General features: G+C 70.1%; 15 protein-coding genes and 1 pseudogene. 11 read left to right on the top strand and 5 right to left on the bottom strand.

Features of this window, described 5'->3' with window-relative positions:
- Nucleotides 1-303 precede the first annotated feature (303 nt).
- From EF387_RS15830 to EF387_RS15800, 7 genes are all read left to right on the top strand, one after another.
- Nucleotides 304-492, top strand: a complete 189-nt coding sequence (locus EF387_RS15830; protein ID WP_128377179.1) for a ferredoxin — start codon at nt 304-306, stop codon at nt 490-492.
- Nucleotides 493-497: 5 nt separating this feature from the next.
- The gene (locus EF387_RS15825) at nt 498-1,733 is read left to right on the top strand and encodes an NAD(P)/FAD-dependent oxidoreductase (RefSeq protein WP_128377178.1); all 1,236 of its coding nucleotides are present in this window, start codon (nt 498-500) and stop codon (nt 1,731-1,733) included.
- Between the two features lie 21 nt (nt 1,734-1,754).
- On the top strand, nt 1,755-2,561 hold the full coding sequence (locus EF387_RS15820) for an acetoacetate decarboxylase family protein (protein WP_128377177.1): 807 nt from the start codon (nt 1,755-1,757) through the stop codon (nt 2,559-2,561).
- Between the two features lie 34 nt (nt 2,562-2,595).
- Complete coding sequence (locus tag EF387_RS15815) at nt 2,596-4,059, top strand: aldehyde dehydrogenase (RefSeq protein ID WP_128377176.1); 1,464 nt, start codon at nt 2,596-2,598, stop codon at nt 4,057-4,059.
- Nucleotides 4,052-4,975, top strand: a complete 924-nt coding sequence (locus EF387_RS15810) for a 3,4-dihydroxyphenylacetate 2,3-dioxygenase (RefSeq protein WP_128377175.1) — start codon at nt 4,052-4,054, stop codon at nt 4,973-4,975. Before EF387_RS15815 ends, EF387_RS15810 begins: the two co-directional genes overlap by 8 nt.
- The gene (locus EF387_RS15805; RefSeq protein WP_128377174.1) at nt 4,968-5,813 is read left to right on the top strand and encodes a fumarylacetoacetate hydrolase family protein; all 846 of its coding nucleotides are present in this window, start codon (nt 4,968-4,970) and stop codon (nt 5,811-5,813) included. The genes EF387_RS15810 and EF387_RS15805 overlap by 8 nt, the downstream gene beginning before the upstream one ends.
- A gap of 72 nt (nt 5,814-5,885) precedes the next feature.
- Nucleotides 5,886-6,542 (top strand): TetR/AcrR family transcriptional regulator, encoded by a 657-nt coding sequence (locus tag EF387_RS15800; protein ID WP_128377173.1) that lies wholly within the window; start codon nt 5,886-5,888, stop codon nt 6,540-6,542.
- Nucleotides 6,543-6,763: 221 nt separating this feature from the next.
- Here the strand turns inward: EF387_RS15800 and EF387_RS15795 are convergent, their stop codons facing one another.
- The gene (locus EF387_RS15795; protein WP_128377172.1) at nt 6,764-7,246 is read right to left on the bottom strand and encodes a hypothetical protein; all 483 of its coding nucleotides are present in this window, start codon (nt 7,244-7,246) and stop codon (nt 6,764-6,766) included.
- Between the two features lie 296 nt (nt 7,247-7,542).
- The gene (locus tag EF387_RS15790; RefSeq protein ID WP_128377320.1) at nt 7,543-8,382 is read right to left on the bottom strand and encodes an SDR family oxidoreductase; all 840 of its coding nucleotides are present in this window, start codon (nt 8,380-8,382) and stop codon (nt 7,543-7,545) included.
- A 400-nt stretch (nt 8,383-8,782) separates the two neighbouring features.
- Between EF387_RS15790 and EF387_RS15785 the strand changes: the two genes are divergently transcribed.
- On the top strand, nt 8,783-9,151 hold the full coding sequence (locus EF387_RS15785; protein ID WP_128377171.1) for a protein kinase family protein: 369 nt from the start codon (nt 8,783-8,785) through the stop codon (nt 9,149-9,151).
- A gap of 153 nt (nt 9,152-9,304) precedes the next feature.
- The gene (locus tag EF387_RS15780; RefSeq protein WP_128377170.1) at nt 9,305-11,698 is read left to right on the top strand and encodes an ATP-binding cassette domain-containing protein; all 2,394 of its coding nucleotides are present in this window, start codon (nt 9,305-9,307) and stop codon (nt 11,696-11,698) included.
- A 22-nt stretch (nt 11,699-11,720) separates the two neighbouring features.
- Here EF387_RS15780 and EF387_RS15775 read toward each other — a convergent pair whose 3' ends face one another.
- Complete coding sequence (locus tag EF387_RS15775) at nt 11,721-13,058, bottom strand: LCP family protein (protein WP_128377169.1); 1,338 nt, start codon at nt 13,056-13,058, stop codon at nt 11,721-11,723.
- Between the two features lie 354 nt (nt 13,059-13,412).
- Here EF387_RS15775 and EF387_RS15770 point away from each other — a divergent pair.
- Nucleotides 13,413-13,934, top strand: a pseudogene (locus EF387_RS15770) (ATP-binding cassette domain-containing protein); the annotation flags it as partial.
- 234 nt (nt 13,935-14,168) lie between these two features.
- Nucleotides 14,169-14,867 carry a LuxR C-terminal-related transcriptional regulator gene (locus EF387_RS15765; RefSeq protein WP_128377319.1) on the top strand — a complete coding sequence of 233 codons (699 nt, stop codon included), beginning with the start codon at nt 14,169-14,171 and terminating at the stop codon, nt 14,865-14,867.
- On the opposite strand, the gene EF387_RS15760 is transcribed toward EF387_RS15765, so the two are convergent.
- A complete protein-coding gene (locus EF387_RS15760) occupies nt 14,852-16,297 on the bottom strand; it encodes a phytoene desaturase family protein (protein ID WP_128377168.1) in 1,446 nt (481 codons plus the stop codon). The genes EF387_RS15765 and EF387_RS15760 overlap by 16 nt on opposite strands.
- Nucleotides 16,294-18,093 carry a DUF3556 domain-containing protein gene (locus tag EF387_RS15755; protein ID WP_128377167.1) on the bottom strand — a complete coding sequence of 600 codons (1,800 nt, stop codon included), beginning with the start codon at nt 18,091-18,093 and terminating at the stop codon, nt 16,294-16,296. The genes EF387_RS15760 and EF387_RS15755 overlap by 4 nt, the downstream gene beginning before the upstream one ends.
- Nucleotides 18,094-18,097 lie beyond the last annotated feature (4 nt).

Genomic DNA, 18,097 nt, shown 5'->3' with positions numbered 1-18,097 from the left:
GGGGATGGGGAGGGTGCGGCGGACGGGAGCCGGGGTGGAGGGAGAGCGCACCCCGCTAGTCGTTTGACTCCGAACGGTATGAACGGAGCAACCGTCCCGCAAGGGGGTGGGGAAAAAATTTATCCACCTGGACAGGTCTTGACCAGGGCCGAGTCGCTTCCTATGTTGTTTGAAGCCAAACGAGTCACGGCGCGGCTCCTCGCATCCCATCGGCCGAGGGCACCCGGTGGTGACCGTGGCCGGGCCCCTCCGCCCCTCTTCCCCCTCCCCGTTCCCTCGCCCTCACCCCTCAGGAGGACCGCGATGAAGGTCGTCGTCGACATGAACAAGTGCCAGGACCACGGCCAGTGCGTCTTCGCGGCCCCGGACGTCTTCTCGATGGACGACGAAGGGCACCTGGTGTACGTCTCCGACGCGGACGACACACTGCGCGACGAGGTCGAGGAGGCCGCCGACGTGTGTCCGCTCCAGGCCATCCGGATCGAGGCCTGAGTCCCATGACCGGACGCATAGTCGTCGCGGGCGCCTCGATGGGCGGCCTGCGGGCCGCCGAGCAGCTGCGCGCGGCGGGGTGGAGCGGGGCGATCACGATGGTCGGTGACGAGCCCCACATGCCGTACAACCGGCCTCCGCTGTCCAAGGAGGTCCTGGCCGGCAAGGCGCCCTTCGAGTCGCTGGCCTTCACACCGAAGGCGGCCGCCGCCGACGTCGAGTGGCGGCTCGGTACCAGGGCCGTCGCGGCCCGGCTCGCCGAGCGGACCGTCACACTCGACGACGGCTCGACGCTCCCGTACGACGGACTCGTCATCGCCACCGGCATGCGGCCCCGGCGCCTCGGCTGCCCCGGCCCGCTCACCGGCCGCCACACGGTCCGTACCCTCGCCGACGCCCAGGGCCTCCGGGACGCACTGACCCGGCCCGGTGTCCGGGTGGTCGTCGTCGGAGCCGGATTCATCGGCTGCGAGGTCGCCGCCACCGCCGTGGGACTCGGCGTGCGCGAGGTGACCGTCGTCGACCCGCTGCCCCTGCCCATGGTCGGACCGCTCGGCGAGCAGCTCGGCCGCGCGCTGCTGAAGCGGCACGAGGAGCGCAGGGTGCGCTTCGTGCTCGGCACGGGCGTCGCCGGTTTCGAGGGCGACCCGGGAGCACCTCCCAGCGGTGGCGGGGGGAGGGTGACCGGAGTCGTGCTGAGCGACGGCACCGTGCTGCCCGCCGACGTGGTGGTCGAGTCGGTCGGCTCGGTCGCCAATGTCGAATGGCTGGAGGGCAACGGCCTCGACCTCTCCGATGGGGTGCTCACGGACGGGCAACTGCGGGTCGGCGGCCGGCCGGAGGTCGTCGCGGTCGGTGACGTCGCCCGCTTTCCCAACGCCCGCTACGACGGCGTACCCCGGCGCGTCGAGCACTGGTCCATCCCCACCGACACCGCCAAGCACGCCGCGAAAGCCCTCGTCGCCCATCTCACGGGTGCGCAGGCGGAGTTGGCGCCCTTCGCGCCGCTTCCCACCTTCTGGAGCGACCAGCACGAGTTCCGGCTGCAGTCCTTCGGGGCGCCGGTCCTCGGCAAGGACGACGTACGGATCCTGGACGGCGACCTCGATGGCGACGTTCTGGTCGGCTACCACGCCGGCGGCCTGCTGGTCGGCGTCGTCGCGCTCGGCGGCCAGGCCGCCGCCATGGGCGCCGCCCGCTACCGCGCCCAGCTGCTGAAGCAGCCCGCCCTCACCGCGTAAGGAACCGTAAGGAATCCCGCCATGCCCCCTGTCCGTGGTTACTTCCATCCCAAGACCGCGAGCGGCGCCTCGTCGCTCATCCCTTCCCCGCCCTGGCGCTACTCCGGTGACCTGCTCACCGTCGAGTACCGCACGGATCCCTCGCGGGTACGTGAACTGCTGCCCGAACCACTGGAGCCGGCGGACGAGGACCCCGGCGCGGTCGCTTTGATCTGGGCCGACTGGCAGTCCTGCTCCACCTCCGGTGACGAACTGCTGGACCCGGTGCTCTCCCAGTACAGGGAGGCGTTCGCGGTGGTCCGCTGCAGCTACAAGGGGCAGACCTACACCCGCTGTGTGTACATCTGGGTCGACAAGGACTTCGCCATCGCCCGCGGCCTGCACCAGGGCTACCCGAAGAAGCTCGGATCGATCCACCAGACCCGCCCGCACCCGTACGGTCCCGCTCCGCGCATCGAGGCGGGGGCTCGGTTCGGGGCGACCCTGGCCGCCGCGGACCGCCGGTTGGCCCAGGCCGTGGTGACCCTGCGGGAGCCGTCGGAGACGAACGGGTTCGTCAACGGGCACCCCATGGCCCACCACCGCTGGCTGCCCTCGATCGAGAAGGGCAAGGGGCTCGCCCTCGACGAGCTGATCGAGTCCGGTGCCGCCTCCTTCGAGGGCGGGCAACCGTGGGTCGGCGACGCCGAGTTGGAGCTGTTCGAGGCGCCCACCGAGGAGCTCGCCCGGCTGGAGATCCGCGAGCCGATCGCCGCCTACTACCGCCAGGTCGGTGTGGTCTGGGACGGCGGCCGCCTGTTGGAGTCCGGCACGTCCGGAGCCGAGTGACCACCTTGCGCAGCACAGGACTTGGAGACCGGACATGACCGAGCACACTCTCACGGTGGCCGGCGTCGCCGTAGACACCCGGCACTGGATCGGCGGCGAACGCGTCGCCTCCCTTGAAACGTTCACCGATGTCTCGCCGATCGACGGCAGCACGATCGGCGAGATCTCCCGCGGCACGGCGACGGAGACCGCGGCCGCGGTGGCCGCCGCGAAGGCCGCCTTCCCGGCCTGGGCGGCCACCTCCCGCGCCGAGCGCGCCCGCATACTGCACGCCATCGCCGACGGTGTGGAGAAGCGGATCGAAGAGCTCGCGATCGTCGAGACCACCGACAACGGCGCCCTGCTGCGCTCGCACCGCCGGGGCGTGATGCCCCGCGTCGCGCACAACTTCCGGTTCTTCGCCGACTGGCTGCTGAAGCTGGACCACGAGGACTTCGAGACGCGCGGCCACACGAACCACGTCTCGTGGGACCCGGCGGGCCCCTGCGTGCTGATCACCCCGTGGAACGCCCCGCTGATGCTGGCCACGTGGAAGGTCGCACCGGCCCTCGCGGCCGGCAACACCGTCGTCCTCAAGCCGGCGGAGTGGTCCCCGCTGACGGCCTCCCTGCTCGCGGACATCGCCGCGGAGGCCGGACTGCCCGCCGGGGTGCTGAACGTGGTCCAGGGCTACGGTTCCGAGATCGGTGATGCCCTCACCTCGCACCCGGACGTCCGCCGGATCAGCTTCACGGGCTCGGTGCCGACCGCCCGGCGGATCGCCGAGTCGGCCGCCGGCAACCTCACCCCGCTCAGCCTGGAACTGGGCGGCAAATCCCCGCTGTTGGTGTTCGCGGACGCCGACCTGGACCTCGCCGTCGACCTCGCTGTGGAGCAGTACGACAACGCCGGTCAGGTGTGCCTGGCCGCCACGCGCTTCCTGGTCGATGAGTCGGTCGTCGAGGAGTTCACGCGCCGGTTCGTGCTGAAGGCCACGGCCTTGAGGCAGGGCGACCCGCGCGACGAGGCCACCGACATCGGGCCCAACATCCACCCGCGCCAGCTGGAGAAGATCGACGGCTTCGTGCGGCGGGCGATCGCGGCCGGGGCGCGCGCGGTGATCGGCGGCCATCGCAAGGACGGCCAGTACTACGCGCCGACCCTGCTCGCCGATGTCGCCCAGGACTCGGAGATCGTGCAGGAGGAGGTCTTCGGGCCGGTCCTCACCCTCCAGACCTTCGCGACCGAGGAGGAAGCCGTCCGCCTCGCCAACGACACCCGCTTCGGCCTGGCCGCCACCGTCGCCACCGGCGACCCCGAGCGTGCCGAACGCGTCACCTCGCAGCTGGTGGCCGGCACGGTGTGGGTCAACTGCTTCTTCGTGCGCGACCTCCAGGCACCCTTCGGCGGCTCCCGCCACTCCGGGGTCGGCCGCGAGGGCGGCACCTGGAGCTTCGACTTCTACTGCGACGTCAAGAACACCGTGACCGCCCCGAACGGATGGAAGAACCATGGGTGAGATCGTCGGGGCGGGTCTCCTCGCCCATGTCCCCACCATCGTGCTCCCGGAGGCCGAGCGGCTGGAGCTCAACGAGGGCAAGGAGATCACCCTCGTCACCGGCCTTCAGCAGCTCCGCGAGGACGTCTTCGAGCGCGCCGACGACTACGACACCGTCGTAGTCCTCGACTCCCACTGGGCCACGACGGTCGAGTTCGTGGTCACCGCCCAGCACCGCCGCGCCGGCCTGTTCACCTCCGAGGAGCTGCCGCGCGGCATGTGCAGGATGCCCTACGACTTCCCCGGCGACCCCGAACTCGCCCGGAACATCGAGAAGTTCGCCGACAAGCACGGCACCTGGATCACCGCGATCGACGACGACTACCTGCCGATCTACTACGCCACCATCAACCTGTGGAAGTACCTCGGCGAGGGACTGCCCGACAAACAGTGGGTGACCATCGGGGTCTGCCAGACCGGTGACATGGAGGACCATCTGCGGCTCGGCCGTGCGCTCGCGGACGGTATCGCCGCCACACCGGGACGGCGGGTGCTGCTGATCGCCTCCGGCGCCCTCTCGCACACGTTCTGGCCGCTGCGCGAGCTGCGCGACCACGAGGCCAGCGACCCGGTGCACATCTTCACGCCCGAGGCCCGTGAGGCCGACTACGAGCGGATCGCGTGGTTCAAGGAGGGCCGTCACGACAAGGTCCTCGACACGATGGACGAGTTCTGGAAGTTCAAGCCGGAGGCGAAGTTCTTCCACTACCTGATGATGGCCGGCGCCCTCGGCGAGCAGGCATGCGTCGCCAAGGCCCGCCAGTACGGCGAGTACGAGAACTCGGTCGGCACCGGTCAGGTCCACCTCTGGTTCGACCGCCCCGCCGACGGCTGGACCGCACACCACACCCCCGCACAGGAGTCCTCCCATGCCTGAGTACCGCCGCATCCTCCTCGACGGCGCCGCCGTCCAGGTCACCGTCGACGGGGACGAACTCGTCGCCGGCGACGGCCGCCGTGTCAAGGTCGAGGAGGCGCAGCACCGGCCGCCGGTGGTTCCCTCCAAGGTGATCGCCGTCCACCTCAACCACCGCAGCCGCGTCGACGAGTTCCAGATCGACCTCCCCGACACGCCGACGTACTTCCACAAACCGACCTCGGCCCTCAACTCCCACAAGGGCGCGATCGTCCGCCCCGAGGGCTGCAAGTGGCTCAACTACGAGGGCGAGGTGGCCATCGTCATCGGGAAGACGGCCCGCAACATCTCCCCGGACGACGCGGGCGAGTACATCGCGGGCTACACCGTCGCCAACGACTACGGCCTGCACGACTTCCGCGACACCGACGCCGGCTCCATGCTCCGGGTGAAGGGCTCCGACACGCTCTGCCCGCTCGGCCCCGGCCTGGTCACCGACTGGGACTTCCACGGCAAGAGCCTGCGGACGTACGTCAACGGCGAGGTGGTGCAGGACGGTTCGACCGACGAGATGAAGTGGGACATGCACTATCTCGTCGCGGACATCGCCCGCACCATCACCCTCCACCCCGGCGACGTACTGCTTTCGGGCACCCCCGCCAACTCCCGGCCGGTCCAGCCCGGTGACGTCGTCGAGGTCGAGGTGGAGGGGCTCGGACGGCTCACCAACCACATCGTGACCGGACCGACCCCCATCCGCACCGACGTCGGCGCGCAGCCCACGGAGTCCGAGGAGGTGCTGTCGACCGCGCTGGGCGGCGACTGGGAGTTCCGCGGCATCCGCCCGCCCCGGCGCTGATGCCGCGCGACGTGCCGCACCGGGCCTGTCGGCCGAGGCACCCGGTGCGTCACGTAACGGTAGGGTCACCGCATGACCGATTCCGCTGACGACGCCGGGAGCCGGCAGCCACGCAAGCGCCTGCACTACGGCGAGGGGCGCGAGGCCCTGCTGAATGCGGCCGTGCGTGTGGTGGCGCGGGGCGGACTGCGCAAGCTCACCTACCGGGCCGTGGCGGAGGAGGCCGGTGTCACCCACGGCCTCGTCGTGCACCACTTCGGTTCGCGCGACGCACTCGTCGAGGAGGCCCTCGCCCACACGATCCGCACCTCGCTGAGCACCAGCGCCCTCGAACCGGGCACCGGCGACGTAGCGGACTTCTCGACCGGACTGTCCGAGATGGTCACGGCGGATCCGGGCACACAGGCGTTCCAGTACGAGCTGCTCCTCGAGTCACGGCGCAGGCCGGAGCTGCTGCCGCAGATCCGCGCGCTGTACGACGAGTACTTCGACGCCACCCAGCGCGAGCTGAGTCGAATGCTGCCGGCCGGCGCGGACAGGGCGCTGACCCGGCTGGTCTTCGCCGCGCTCGACGGTCTGGTGCTCCATCAGCTCGTCCTCGGCGAGCCGGAGGTCACGGACGCCGCCCTGGAAGAGCTGCGCTCCCTGCTGAGACTCCTCGAAGCCGACGCCGACGCGAACGCTGACGCCGACACCCACGCCGACGGCGGCGGCGAAGCCCCCGCATGACCATGTGACGCGCAGCGAGGACGACGTCCAAGCGCGCTGTTGGGATGTAGACCACATTTCCGGAGCTGATGGCTGACGACCCGCAGCAGGAGTCGGCGGAGCCCGACCTCGCACCCGCTCTCAAGGGCATGTGACACCCTGCCGCAACGCGCCTTCCGGCGTCGCCCGGGAGGCCCGAAAGGTTTACGCAGGGCAGCGCCGCAGCACCACGGGGCTCGGCGTCAGCGATGATTCGGGTACGCGTCGTTGAGCGCGGCGAGCCGGGAACGTGCTTGTCGGCGGAGGTCGCGGGGCTCTTCTTCTGCTGTGTCGAGCAGGTAGAGACTGGGCAGCCGGCGGAAACCGATCTCCTCCCAGACCGCGCCGATCGCCGCGGACGACGCGGGCGGCCACGGCATGCCCGCGGTGAAGCCGTGGTCGGGACACGCATCGGGGTGAAGGTCCGCCACGACGGCGCAGCACCCGTCGGCCAGGCTCCAGATCGCTTCGGCCGTCAGAGCCGCTTCCAGGCCGAATCCCCGCCAGGCCGCGTCGAGGTGAACGATGTGTACCACCAGCAGGTCTCCGTCGGGGGACGGGACCCACCGCACGAATCGCTCCCGGTAGGTGCTGTCCCAGTCGATCAGGAACAAGGCGAGCTGGAAGAGCCCGTGATCGAAGCCTTCGGCCACCTGGAGCGGGCCGATCCCCGATGAGCTGTCCATGCGGAGCCGGTACAACGTCATGGACCCCACCTCGGCGCCTGCCGTCCGTCCCGGAAGCCGAGAGACGGAGGCCGTTACCGTCCACTCCTCCACGGCGTCGTCCCCGTCGCGGGGAAGAGCGGAAGCCCGCATGCGGTAGTCGAGTCGCAGCCTTCCGGGATCGGCGGGAAGTTCGCCGGCAGGGCGTAACGGCGTGTCCATGACGGGCGAACCTATCAGGAGGCCTCCGGAGGAGCGGGTGGGGGCGAACAGGACCTGGTCCAGCTCGTCGAGCCCGTCCCGCCGCGAGGCTCGGATCAGCCTCCGGTGGCGAAGCCGGGGAAGAGGGTCATTCCGCCGTCGACGTAGAGCGTGCTGCCGACGACGTAGTCGAACAGGTCGGACGCCAGGGCGACGACGGCGCGGGCGATGTCCTCCGGGTCGCCGACACGGCCGTACGGGATCAGCCGCAGGAGCTCGGCCTCGGCCTCGGGGGTGGACCAGGCGTCGCGGTTGATCGGTGTGCGGATGGCGCCGGGCGCCACCGCGTTCACCCTGATCCGGTGGGGGGCCAGCTCCTGGGCGAGGGTCTGCATCAGCATCCCGACCCCGCCCTTGGAGGACGCGTAGTTCACATGCCCCGCCCACGGGATGGTCTGGTGGACCGAGCTCATGCAGATGATCTTTCCCGCCGAACGGGACACCTCCTCCACCACACCGCGCCGCACGAACTCCTTGGCGGCCTCCCGCGCGCACAGGAACTGGCCGGTCAGATTGACGTCGATGACCTTGCGCCACTGGGCGAGCGTCATCTGCGCCAGCGGCGCGTCACGCTGGAGGCCGGCGTTGGCCACCATGATGTCGATCGTGCCGTACTCCTCGACCATCCGCGCGACCATGGCGGTCACCTGGTCCTCGTCGGACACATCGGCCTGGTGGGCATAGGCGCGGACGCCGAAGCCCTCGATCTGCTCCACGACCTTGTGGGCCTCGTCCTCACCGACGACGTAGTTGACCACGACGTCCGCTCCGGCGCGGCCCAGGGCGATGGCGGTCGCCAGACCGATGCCCGAGTTCGCACCGGTCACCAGCGCTTTCTGGCCCCTGAGAAGCTGCGCGTGGTCGGTCTGACGGTTCGCGTCGGCACTCCCTGCCACCACGATTCCTCCTTGGGCACTTCGGACGGGACGCCCCTCGGGCGATGCGGACGGCACGCCCTCGGGGAACGGGCGGCGCACATCAAAGGCCGGGTACCCGCCGGCATGCCGGTCACAGGAGCCGGCGCACGCCCGGCCCCCAGACGTAAGCACCCGGTGCCACGGGCGGTCCGGACCGGCGCGCCGCCCAGCCGCATTTCGGCCGGGCAGCTCACACGGCCGGGCTACGCCTCGCCCCGCGAACCGACGGCAGGGAGGGTTGTCCGTGGCGGCCGAAGCGTCCGCATCCGAGACGTCCGTGTTTCGCGCGGTGTGCGCGGTGGCGCGAGTGAGGCGGCGGTGTCAGCATCTGCACATCGTCCAAGTGCGCTGTCCAGCGGGGGCGTTGAGAGTGCAGGCGTTGGCCGACGACGATCCGCGGCGGGTGGGCGAGTACCGGTTGTCGCACCGCCTCGGAAAGGACGGCACGGGCTGTGTGTATCTCGGGCGGGCGCCGGACGGCCGGATCGTGGCGGTCAAGGTGGTGTACGCGGAGATAGCCGACGTTCCCGGCTTCCGGGAACGGTTCGCGCGCGAGGTCCGTGCGTCCCGGGCGGTCTCCGGGCCGGGCCTGGTGCCGGTGCCGGCGGCGGACCGGGACGCGCGGGTGCCCTGGCTGGCCTCCGCCTACGTCCCGGGCCCCTCCCTCCCGAGGCCGTGCACCAGCACGGACCGTGAGGCGGCGGTCACCCCGTATCAGGACGACGTGCGGTTCCGGTGGCCGGATTGATCAGGATTCGAGAAGCGCCGGCCCCCGAGCGCCGCCTAATGTGACCGGCATGGACGTCACCGTTCGCGCGAACGGGCTGGTGCCGGGCGGTGGACCGCAGGGCCGGGAGGCGGTCCCGCAGAACAGCGGTCACACGTAACAGATGGAGACAGCATGAGCATGGCCACGAGGACGGACACGCAGTCACCTGCGCCGCACGTTGCCGACAGTCACGATCTGATCCGCGTGCACGGCGCGCGCGTGAACAACCTCAAGGACGTCAGCGTCGAGATCCCCAAGCGCCGGCTGACGGTGTTCACCGGCGTCTCGGGCTCGGGCAAGAGTTCGCTGGTGTTCGGCACGATCGCCGCGGAGTCGCAGCGGCTGATCAACGAGACCTACAGCGCCTTCGTGCAGGGCTTCATGCCGACGCCGGCCCGGCCGGAGGTCGACGTACTGGACGGGCTGACGACCGCGATCATCGTCGACCAGCAGCGGATGGGCGCCGACCCCCGCTCCACGGTCGGCACCGCCACCGACGCCAATGCGATGCTGCGCATCCTCTTCAGCCGGCTCGCGCGGCCGCACATCGGCCCGCCCAGCGCGTACTCCTTCAACACCGCCTCGGTCCGGGCGAGCGGTGCGATCACGGTCGAGCGCGGCGCCAAGACCAAGGCCCAGAAGGCGACCTACGAGCGCACCGGCGGCATGTGCAATCGCTGTGAGGGCCGGGGCAAGGTCTCCGACATCGACCTCACCCAGCTCTACGACGACTCCAAGTCCATCGCGGAGGGCGCGTTCACCATCCCGGGCTGGAAGTCGGACAACGTGTGGACCGTGGGGCTCTACGCCAATTCCGGATTCCTCGACCCGAACAAACCGATCCGCAGGTTCACCAAGAAGGAGATGCACGACTTCCTCTACCGGGAGCCGACCAAGGTCAAGGTCAACGGCGTCAACCTCACCTACGAGGGGCTGATCCCCAAGATCCAGAAGTCGTTCCTGTCCAAGGACAAGGAGGCGATGCAGCCGCACATCCGGGCGTTCGTGGAGCGGGCGGTCACCTTCACCACTTGTCCCGAGTGCGACGGCACCCGGCTCAGCGCGGGGGCCAGATCGTCGAAGATCAAGGGGATCAGCATCGCCGACGCCTGTGCGATGGAGATCCGCGACCTGGCCGCCTGGATCCGCGGCCTCGAGGAGCCGTCGGTGGCGCCGCTGCTCACCGCGCTCCAGCACACCCTCGACTCGTTCACGGAGATCGGCCTCGGCTATCTCGCGCTCGACCGGCCGACGGGCACCCTCTCGGGCGGCGAGGCGCAGCGCGTCAAGATGATCCGCCACCTCGGTTCCTCGCTCACCGACGTCACCTACGTCTTCGACGAGCCCACCATCGGCCTGCACCCGCACGACATCCAGCGGATGAACGAGCTGCTGCTGCGGCTGCGCGACAAGGGCAACACGGTGCTCGTGGTGGAGCACAAGCCGGAGACGATCGCGATCGCCGACCACGTGGTCGACCTCGGCCCCGGCGCGGGGACGGAGGGCGGCACCGTCTGCTTCGAGGGCTCCGTCGAGGGGCTGCCGGCGAGCGACACCGTCACCGGCCGCCACCTCGACGACCGTGCCACGCTCAAGGAGACGGTGCGCGAGCCCACCGGCCGGCTTCCGATCCGCGGCGCGACGACGAACAACCTCCGCGGCGTCGACGTCGACATCCCGCTCGGTGTGCTCTGCGTCGTCACCGGCGTCGCCGGCTCCGGCAAGAGTTCACTCATCCACGGGTCCATCCCGGCGCCGGAGGGTGTGGTGTCGGTGGACCAGACGCCGATCCGCGGCTCGCGGCGGAGCAACCCGGCGACGTACACGGGACTGCTCGATCCGATCCGGAAGGCGTTCGCGAAGGTCAACGGGGTGAGCCCGGCGTTGTTCAGCGCCAACTCCGAGGGCGCCTGCCCCACCTGCAACGGCGCCGGTGTCATCTACGTCGACCTGGGGATGATGGCCGGCGTCGACACCCCCTGCGAGGACTGCGAGGGGAAGCGGTTCCAGCCGTCGGTGCTGGAGTACCGGCTCGCCGGTCGTGACATCAGTGAGGTGCTCGCGATGTCGGTGACGGAGGCCGAGGAGTTCTTCGGCAGCGGGGAGGCCGCCACCCCGGCCGCGCACCGCATCCTGGGCCGCCTCGCCGACGTCGGCCTCGGCTACCTCACTCTCGGCCAGCCGCTGACCACGCTGTCCGGCGGCGAGCGGCAGCGGCTAAAGCTGGCCACGCACATGGCCGACAAGGGCGGTGTCTACGTCCTCGACGAGCCGACCGCCGGACTGCACCTGGCCGACGTCGAGCAGTTGCTCGGTCTGCTCGACCGGCTCGTCGACTCCGGCAAGTCGGTCATCGTCGTCGAGCACCACCAGGCGGTCATGGCGCACGCCGACTGGATCATCGACCTCGGCCCCGGTGCCGGCCACGACGGCGGCCGGATCGTCTTCGAGGGCACACCGGCCGGACTGGTCGCCGCCCGCTCCACCCTGACCGGCGAACACCTCGCGGACTACGTCGGAACCTGACCGAGGCCCGGACCGGCCGGTGTCACCTGATGTCGTCGAGGCCGAGGTCGGTCCCCACGACGAGAGTGACCACGCCCGCGGCGGCGTCCGCGTCCTGCGAGGCGCGGGCGCCGGGCAGCCGGGAAGCCAGCACCCTCGCCTGCTTCCGCAGGGACTGCGGGTAGGTGACCGTGGTGCTACGAGCGGTCTCGGGTGCGTTGCCCGTGCCGGCCACGGTGAAGCCGGCCTCGCGCATTTTCCCGGCGACGGCGGCGGCGCGGCCCGGGATGCCGGTGCCGTTGAGGACCTGGACGCGTACGGCGGACGCGTAGACCAAGTCCTTGACGGCGGCCTGGAAATCCTTCTTGACGACCTCCTTGTCCTTGGCCAGGGAGGTGAACAGGTCGGCGGCCTGCGGGTACTGCCACACGATGTTCGCCTTGTCCGTGACCACATCCGCCTCGCGCGGATAGTTGGGGACGGTGACGAAGGTGAGCCGGTCGCGCGGTATGCCCTTGAGTTCGGAAGCGAGACCGTACAACTGCTTGATGCCGGCGAGTTCCTGATCCGTGGTCAGGGACTTGGTCGCCGAATCCAGGAAACCGTAGAGGGAGTTGGGGCTGGTCAGCTTGGTCTGCGCCTTCGCGGCGAGCGCCTCCATGAACTCCTGCTGGCGGCCGATGCGCCCGATGTCGGAGCCGTCGCCGACGCTGTAGCGGGTGCGCACGTAACCCAGCGCCTTCTCGTCCTTGATGGTCTGGCAGCCGGCTTGCAGGTTCAGGCGTGCCTTCTTGTCGCGGATGGCCTGCTCGGGACAGACCTCGATGCCGCCCAGGGCGTTGACCATTCCCTTGAAGCCCTGGAAGTCGACGGACATGAAGTGGTCGATGCGCAGACCGGTGCTCGCCTCGACCGTCTTGATGGTGCAGGCGGCGGCGTCGGCCACCTTGCCGCTGGTGCCACCGATCGCGAACGCCTCGTTGATCTTCGCGTGGTGGGGGGCTGACTTGGTGCCGTTGCCCCGGTCGCACTCGGGCAGCACCACCCAGGAGTCACGCGGGAAGGACACCACGGTCGCCCATTTCCGGTCCGCCGGGACATGCAGCACCATCAGGGTGTCCGACTGCATGGTGGTCAGGTCCTTGCCGTACTCGGCGTTGGCCCCCTCCCGGCTGTCCGAGCCGACGACCAGGATGTTCTTCGACCCCGGGCTGAGGTTGGCCGGACGGTCCTCGCCGAGCTTGTTGTCGAGGTCGGCGGCCTGGATGTTGCCGTCCAGGTTCTGGTAGATCCAGGCGCCGACCCCGGCCGCACCGAGGATCAGCACGGCGCACGCCCCCGCGACCCAGGCGAGGATCCGGCCCCGCCTGGTCAGTCGCATCGATCCGCCACCGGCACGCCGTTGTCCCCTACCGCCCACAGGCGCCCCAATCTCCCCACCCAGGCCGCACCGACCGGTCAGCCGCTCACGAGTGTCCGGCGCACTCGGGCACCGGACAGCGAAACTCTACGTCCAGGTAGGTATACGGGCGGGCCCCAGGGGTGTCTCACCGGGGTGACCCGAACGACACCCCGTGGGTGAAGGCCGTCCGGGGCGAGTGGTCCGCGGTACCACTCGGCCTCCGAAGAGTCCCCTGCGGTCCCACGGTCCGGGCCGGCCGGACTCGTAGCTTCGAACGCGAAGGCCGCGGTGCTCGTCCGTGGCGGGATGTCGAGGCGAGGAAGGCCGACAGCCATGATCGAGGCACGTGAACTGACGAAGCGGTACGGGGACAAGACCGTCGTCGACCACTTGAGTTCCCCCGTCAAGCCGGCTGAGGTGACCGGCTTCCTGGGCCCCAACGGTGCGGGCAAGTCCACGACCATGCGCGTGATCATCGGTCTGGACTCCCCCACCGCCGGCTCGGTCACCGTCAACGGGCGCTCGTACGCCAGGCACGCCGCACCGTTGCACGAGATCGGCACCCTGTTGGAGGCCAAGTCCGTGCATCCGGGGCGTACGGCGGTCAACCATCTGATGGCGCTCGCGCACACCCACGGCATTCCGCGCCGCCGGGTGGACGAGGCCATCGAGCTGGCCGGGCTGACCAGTGTGGCCGGCAAGCGGTTGGGTGCCTTCTCCCTCGGCATGGGTCAGCGGCTCGGCGTCGCCGCGGCTCTCCTCGGCGCCCCGGCGATCGTCATGCTCGACGAACCGGTCAACGGCCTCGACCCGGAGGGCGTGTTCCCCGTCCGACCCATGCTCGAGAACCTTGCTTGACAGGCGTCGGATCACACCTGGATCCGACAGCCGTCAGACCGCGCGACCTCATCTCCCGATGTGACTCAAACCACGACGAGAACGATGCCGTTTCGACAACGGCAGGACTAGTGTGGCCCTAAGTGAACGAAACAGTTTCGTTCCTAGCGGGGTGTGCATCACCGTGTCGCCGTGCTCGTCCCGTCGGCGAAGTCGGTGTTCACCCCCTCGTCCAGCATGGAGAAGACAGGCATGGTCTCCGTACTCATCGTCAACGACCAGTCCCTGCAACGCGTCGGCCTCCGGATGCTCCTGGCCGCCGAGCCCGACCTGGCCGTCGTCGGCGAAGCGGCGACCGGAGCCGAGGCGGTCCGGCTGAGCGCAACGCTCCGTCCCGACGTCGTCCTGATGGCCGACCGCCCCTCCGGGACGAACGGTGTCGAGATCATCCGGCGCGTCGCACGGCCCCCACTCCTCCCCCGGTCACCCGAACCCGCCGGCGCGGAAGAGCGCCCACCGCGTGTACTGGTGCTGACTCCCACCGAGGACGAGGGATACGCCTCCGCCGCCCTGCGCGCCGGAGCCGCTGGGTTCCTCCTCAACGACGCCGCCCCTGACGAGCTGACCGCGGCCATCCGGGTCGTGGCCGCCGGAGACGCCGTCATCACCCCGGGACTGACCCGGGCGCTCATCGACGCCGTCCGCCGGCAGCGCACCACCCGCCCCCTGACCCGGGACGTCGAACTCGGCACCCTCACCGGGCGCGAACGTGACGTCCTCACCGCTGTCGCGTCGGGCTGGTCCAACGCCGAGATCGCGGCGTGGCTGTCCATCTCCCCGACCACCGTCAAGTCCCACGTCAGCCATATCCTCGCCAAGATCGGCGCCCGCGCCCGTGTCCAGGCGGTGGCCTTCGCCTACGAGTCCGGCCTGGTTCAGCCCGCGGCCTGACGCACGGGGCGCTCCTGATGTCCCAGGTGGCGCAGGGCCCGTGCGGCGGCGTTGGCGCCGCACATCCCGTGTGCTCCGGGACCGGGCGGGGTGGCCGCGGAGCACAGGAAGTGGCCGGGGAGTCCGACGTCGTACGGCTGGAGGGTGGGGCGTGGTCCGAGGAGCAGCTGGGTGATGTCCTTGGCGCCGGTCATGATGTTGCCGCCGACGTAGTTGGGGTTGTACTCGGCGAATCCGGGTGTCGTGCGGACTTCGGTGCCGATGATCCGGTCCCGGAATCCCGGGGCGAAGCGTTCGATCTGGGCGGTGATCGCCGCGGTCGCGTCGCCCGTGTAGCCGTGGGGGACGTGGGCGTACGTCCACACCGGGTGCACCTCGCCGACCGATCGGGAGGGGTCGGCCAGATACTGCTGGCCGACCAGGACGAACGGCCGCTCGGGCATCCGTCCGGCGTGGATGTCGCGCTCCCCGGCGGCGATCTCCTCGTACGTGCCGCCGACGTGCACGGTGCCTGCCCGCCGTGCCGCCGCGGCGGTCCAGGGGACCCCGCCCTCGACCGCGAAGTCGACCTTGAACGCGCCGGGGCCGTACCGGAACCGCCGGTAGGCCCGTGCGATGCGGCCCGGCAGCAGATCGCCCAGGATGTCGGCGAGGGCCGTGGGCGTCACGTCCCACACGGTCACGTCCGCTTCCGGCAGCGCGGAGACCGATCGCACCCGCGTTCCGGTCTCGATCCTGCCGCCGAGATCGAGCAGCAGCGCGGCCATGGCGTCGGTGATGCGGCGTGAGCCGCCCTCGGCCACGGCCCAGCCGTACCGGTGCCCCGCGGTGATGATGCCGAGGCCGATGGCGGCGCTGAGGGGGCGGTTCAGCGGGTGGAAGGCGTGTGCGGCGATCCCGCCGAACAGGGCCCTGGCCTCCTCGGTCGTGAACAGCTTCGCCAGCAGCGACGCGGGCGCCAGTGCGGGGATGCCGAAGCGGGCGAGGCGGAGCGGGCGCCGGGGGAAGCGCAGGAGCGGGCCGAGGATGTCGTCGCTGAGGCTGTCGTACGCCGCCGACGGGCCCTCGAACAGGTGGCGCCAGCGCTCGCCGTCCGGGCCGAGACCGGCGGCGGTCCCGGCGACCGAGCGGTGCAGCACCCCCGCGGTGCCGCCGTCGAGCGGGTGGACGCAGTCGATCTCCGGCCATGTCCACCGCAGCCCGTACCGCTCCAGGTCCAGGCTGCGCAGGAAGGGCGATCCGACGGCCATGGGGTGGATGGCCGAGCAGTGGTCGTGCAGCAGGCCGGGAAGAATCGCCTCACTGGAGCGGGTGCCACCGCCGATGTCGTCGGCCGCCTCCAGCACCGTGACGCGCACCCCCGCGCGGGCCAGGGCGAGGGCGGCGGCGAGCCCGTTGGGGCCCGCGCCGACCACGGTTGCCGTACTCATGTGGTGCCGGCCCGGGCGGTGGGCGGGGTGGCCGGCTGCTGCTCGCGGGTCCAGGTGACGTCGAGCGGGATCGGGCCGTTCGGCAGCCAGGGCTGTTCCGCGACGGCGTCGGCGACCTTCCACGTACCGCGCTCGACCACACCGAGCGCGGCGTCGATCACCTGGTAGTGCTGTGTTCCACGGTGAATGGCCTGCGACTCCACCCACACGATGATCCACTCCCCCGGGGCGAACCCCACTTGGGACTGCACGGCGTTGATGAGATCCAGGTTGTGCAGATGACCGTCGCCGAAGTTGAAGCCGATCAGGGAGTTGCACCCGAACTCGGCCTCGCGCACGGTACGCCGGTCCAGGTCGGGCAGGTTCTTCATCAGCACTGAGAACAGTCCGCGGCCCTGACTGTGCATCGACCGCCAGGCGATGGTCTGCTGCATGGTGATCTCGGCGACCGCCGGGGGATAGCCCATCGCCTGGAGCTGGTCGACCTGGTTCGTCGTCGGCCGGTGCGGCAGTGAGTTCAGCTTCTGCTCCGCGCCGGGCGCGAACACCCATAGCGCGGAGGCCCAGTTGCCCGCGTACTGCCGCATCGATGGCAGGAAGGACACCAGGTCGGGGCGCAGGTTTCCGAGGACCGGGAAGAACACCAGCGCGGCGGTGACACCGGCGGCCGGCCACGGCGAGGACATGTCGCCGATGCCGTAGCCGTCCTGGGCGGGGAAGCCGAGGAACAGGAAGACCGAGAGGTAGGCGAAGAGGACGTTCCACTCCAGTGGCACCGCCAGCGGGAAGGTGGAGGTGATGAACAGGTGGAACACGACCATCAACGCCGCGCCGGCCAGGGTGAGCCGGGGGTCGGTGGAGAACAGCAGCACCAGAGGGGTGATGATCTCCACGGTCGTCCCGCCGATGTGCGCGAGGAGCGAGGCGTTCCTCGACGGTCGGATGTCACGGGGGAAGTCGCGGTAGTTGAGCCGCTTCAGCCACTTCGCCGGTACACAGGGGCTGTTGGAGACCATGGGCGGGACCACATGCGTGAAGTGCGACCCGAACTTGGACACCCCGGCGCCGATCCAGACCACGCAGATCAGCAGCTTCCCGGCGACGATCATGTCCGTGAACGGCAGGACGGCGAAGAACACCAGCGCCGGCAGGTACTGCTCACCCCGGGCCGCGAGGAAGATCGTCTTGTCCCGCACACCGTTGACCAGGTACAGCACGATCGGCGCGATCAGCAGCGCCGGGCGCACCAGTCCGGAGGTGTTGTCCGGCAGTGCCTCGGTGAGTGACGCGCTCGGCGCGCCGGGCAGCGCGACGGCCGTGAGCAGGGATGCCAGGAAGGCCACGTAGAGCAGCACGTCGGCGGCCGTACGGCGGTGGCCGCCGGTGAAGGGGACCCGCTTCCAGGGCCGCAACCGGATCGTGCCCGGCCGGGCCCAGAACAGGATGCCCCCGGTCATCGGCCTGAACTTGCCGGCGATCGGGCCCCAGGACCCGGCCACTCCGACCGCCTCCAGGAACACCGTCCACAGGACCAGCTTCTGGTAGACGATCGGCTCGTTCCACCAGTGCGCCACGTCCCAGAAGGGGCCGACGCCGGAGGTCCACGTGGTCAGTGCGGTACCGGTGAGGACGTACAGGAAGAGCACTTTGCACACATAGATCGCCGGAATCATCTTCGGCGTGCCGAAACCGTATTCCACCCAGTGCAGGGCCAGTGTTCGGAGGCGTTCCTGGAGAGGCTTTTCCAGGAAAGTCTCCTGATCGACCGGCGGAAAGTCGCCTGTTTTGAATCCCATGGAA

The organism is Streptomyces cavernae (genome assembly GCF_004023625.1).
GTDB lineage: Bacteria > Actinomycetota > Actinomycetes > Streptomycetales > Streptomycetaceae > Streptomyces > Streptomyces cavernae.
Note: the sequence above shows the minus strand (reverse complement) of the source record. Positions and strands in the feature narration are given on the sequence as shown.

Bases quoted from the DNA above. Each gene is read 5' to 3' on its own strand.
- EF387_RS15755 (WP_128377167.1), bottom strand. From the start codon at position 18,093: ATGGGATTCAAAACAGGCGACTTTCCGCCGGTCGATCAGGAGACTTTC.
- EF387_RS15795 (WP_128377172.1), bottom strand. From the start codon at position 7,246: ATGGACAGCTCATCGGGGATCGGCCCGCTCCAGGTGGCCGAAGGCTTC.
- EF387_RS15825 (WP_128377178.1), top strand. From the start codon at position 498: ATGACCGGACGCATAGTCGTCGCGGGCGCCTCGATGGGCGGCCTGCGG.
- EF387_RS15810 (WP_128377175.1), top strand. From the start codon at position 4,052: ATGGGTGAGATCGTCGGGGCGGGTCTCCTCGCCCATGTCCCCACCATC.
- EF387_RS15815 (WP_128377176.1), top strand. From the start codon at position 2,596: ATGACCGAGCACACTCTCACGGTGGCCGGCGTCGCCGTAGACACCCGG.
- EF387_RS15780 (WP_128377170.1), top strand. From the start codon at position 9,305: ATGAGCATGGCCACGAGGACGGACACGCAGTCACCTGCGCCGCACGTT.
- EF387_RS15820 (WP_128377177.1), top strand. From the start codon at position 1,755: ATGCCCCCTGTCCGTGGTTACTTCCATCCCAAGACCGCGAGCGGCGCC.
- EF387_RS15760 (WP_128377168.1), bottom strand. From the start codon at position 16,297: ATGAGTACGGCAACCGTGGTCGGCGCGGGCCCCAACGGGCTCGCCGCC.
- EF387_RS15765 (WP_128377319.1), top strand. From the start codon at position 14,169: ATGGTCTCCGTACTCATCGTCAACGACCAGTCCCTGCAACGCGTCGGC.
- EF387_RS15775 (WP_128377169.1), bottom strand. From the start codon at position 13,058: ATGCGACTGACCAGGCGGGGCCGGATCCTCGCCTGGGTCGCGGGGGCG.
- EF387_RS15805 (WP_128377174.1), top strand. From the start codon at position 4,968: ATGCCTGAGTACCGCCGCATCCTCCTCGACGGCGCCGCCGTCCAGGTC.
- EF387_RS15830 (WP_128377179.1), top strand. From the start codon at position 304: ATGAAGGTCGTCGTCGACATGAACAAGTGCCAGGACCACGGCCAGTGC.
- EF387_RS15800 (WP_128377173.1), top strand. From the start codon at position 5,886: ATGACCGATTCCGCTGACGACGCCGGGAGCCGGCAGCCACGCAAGCGC.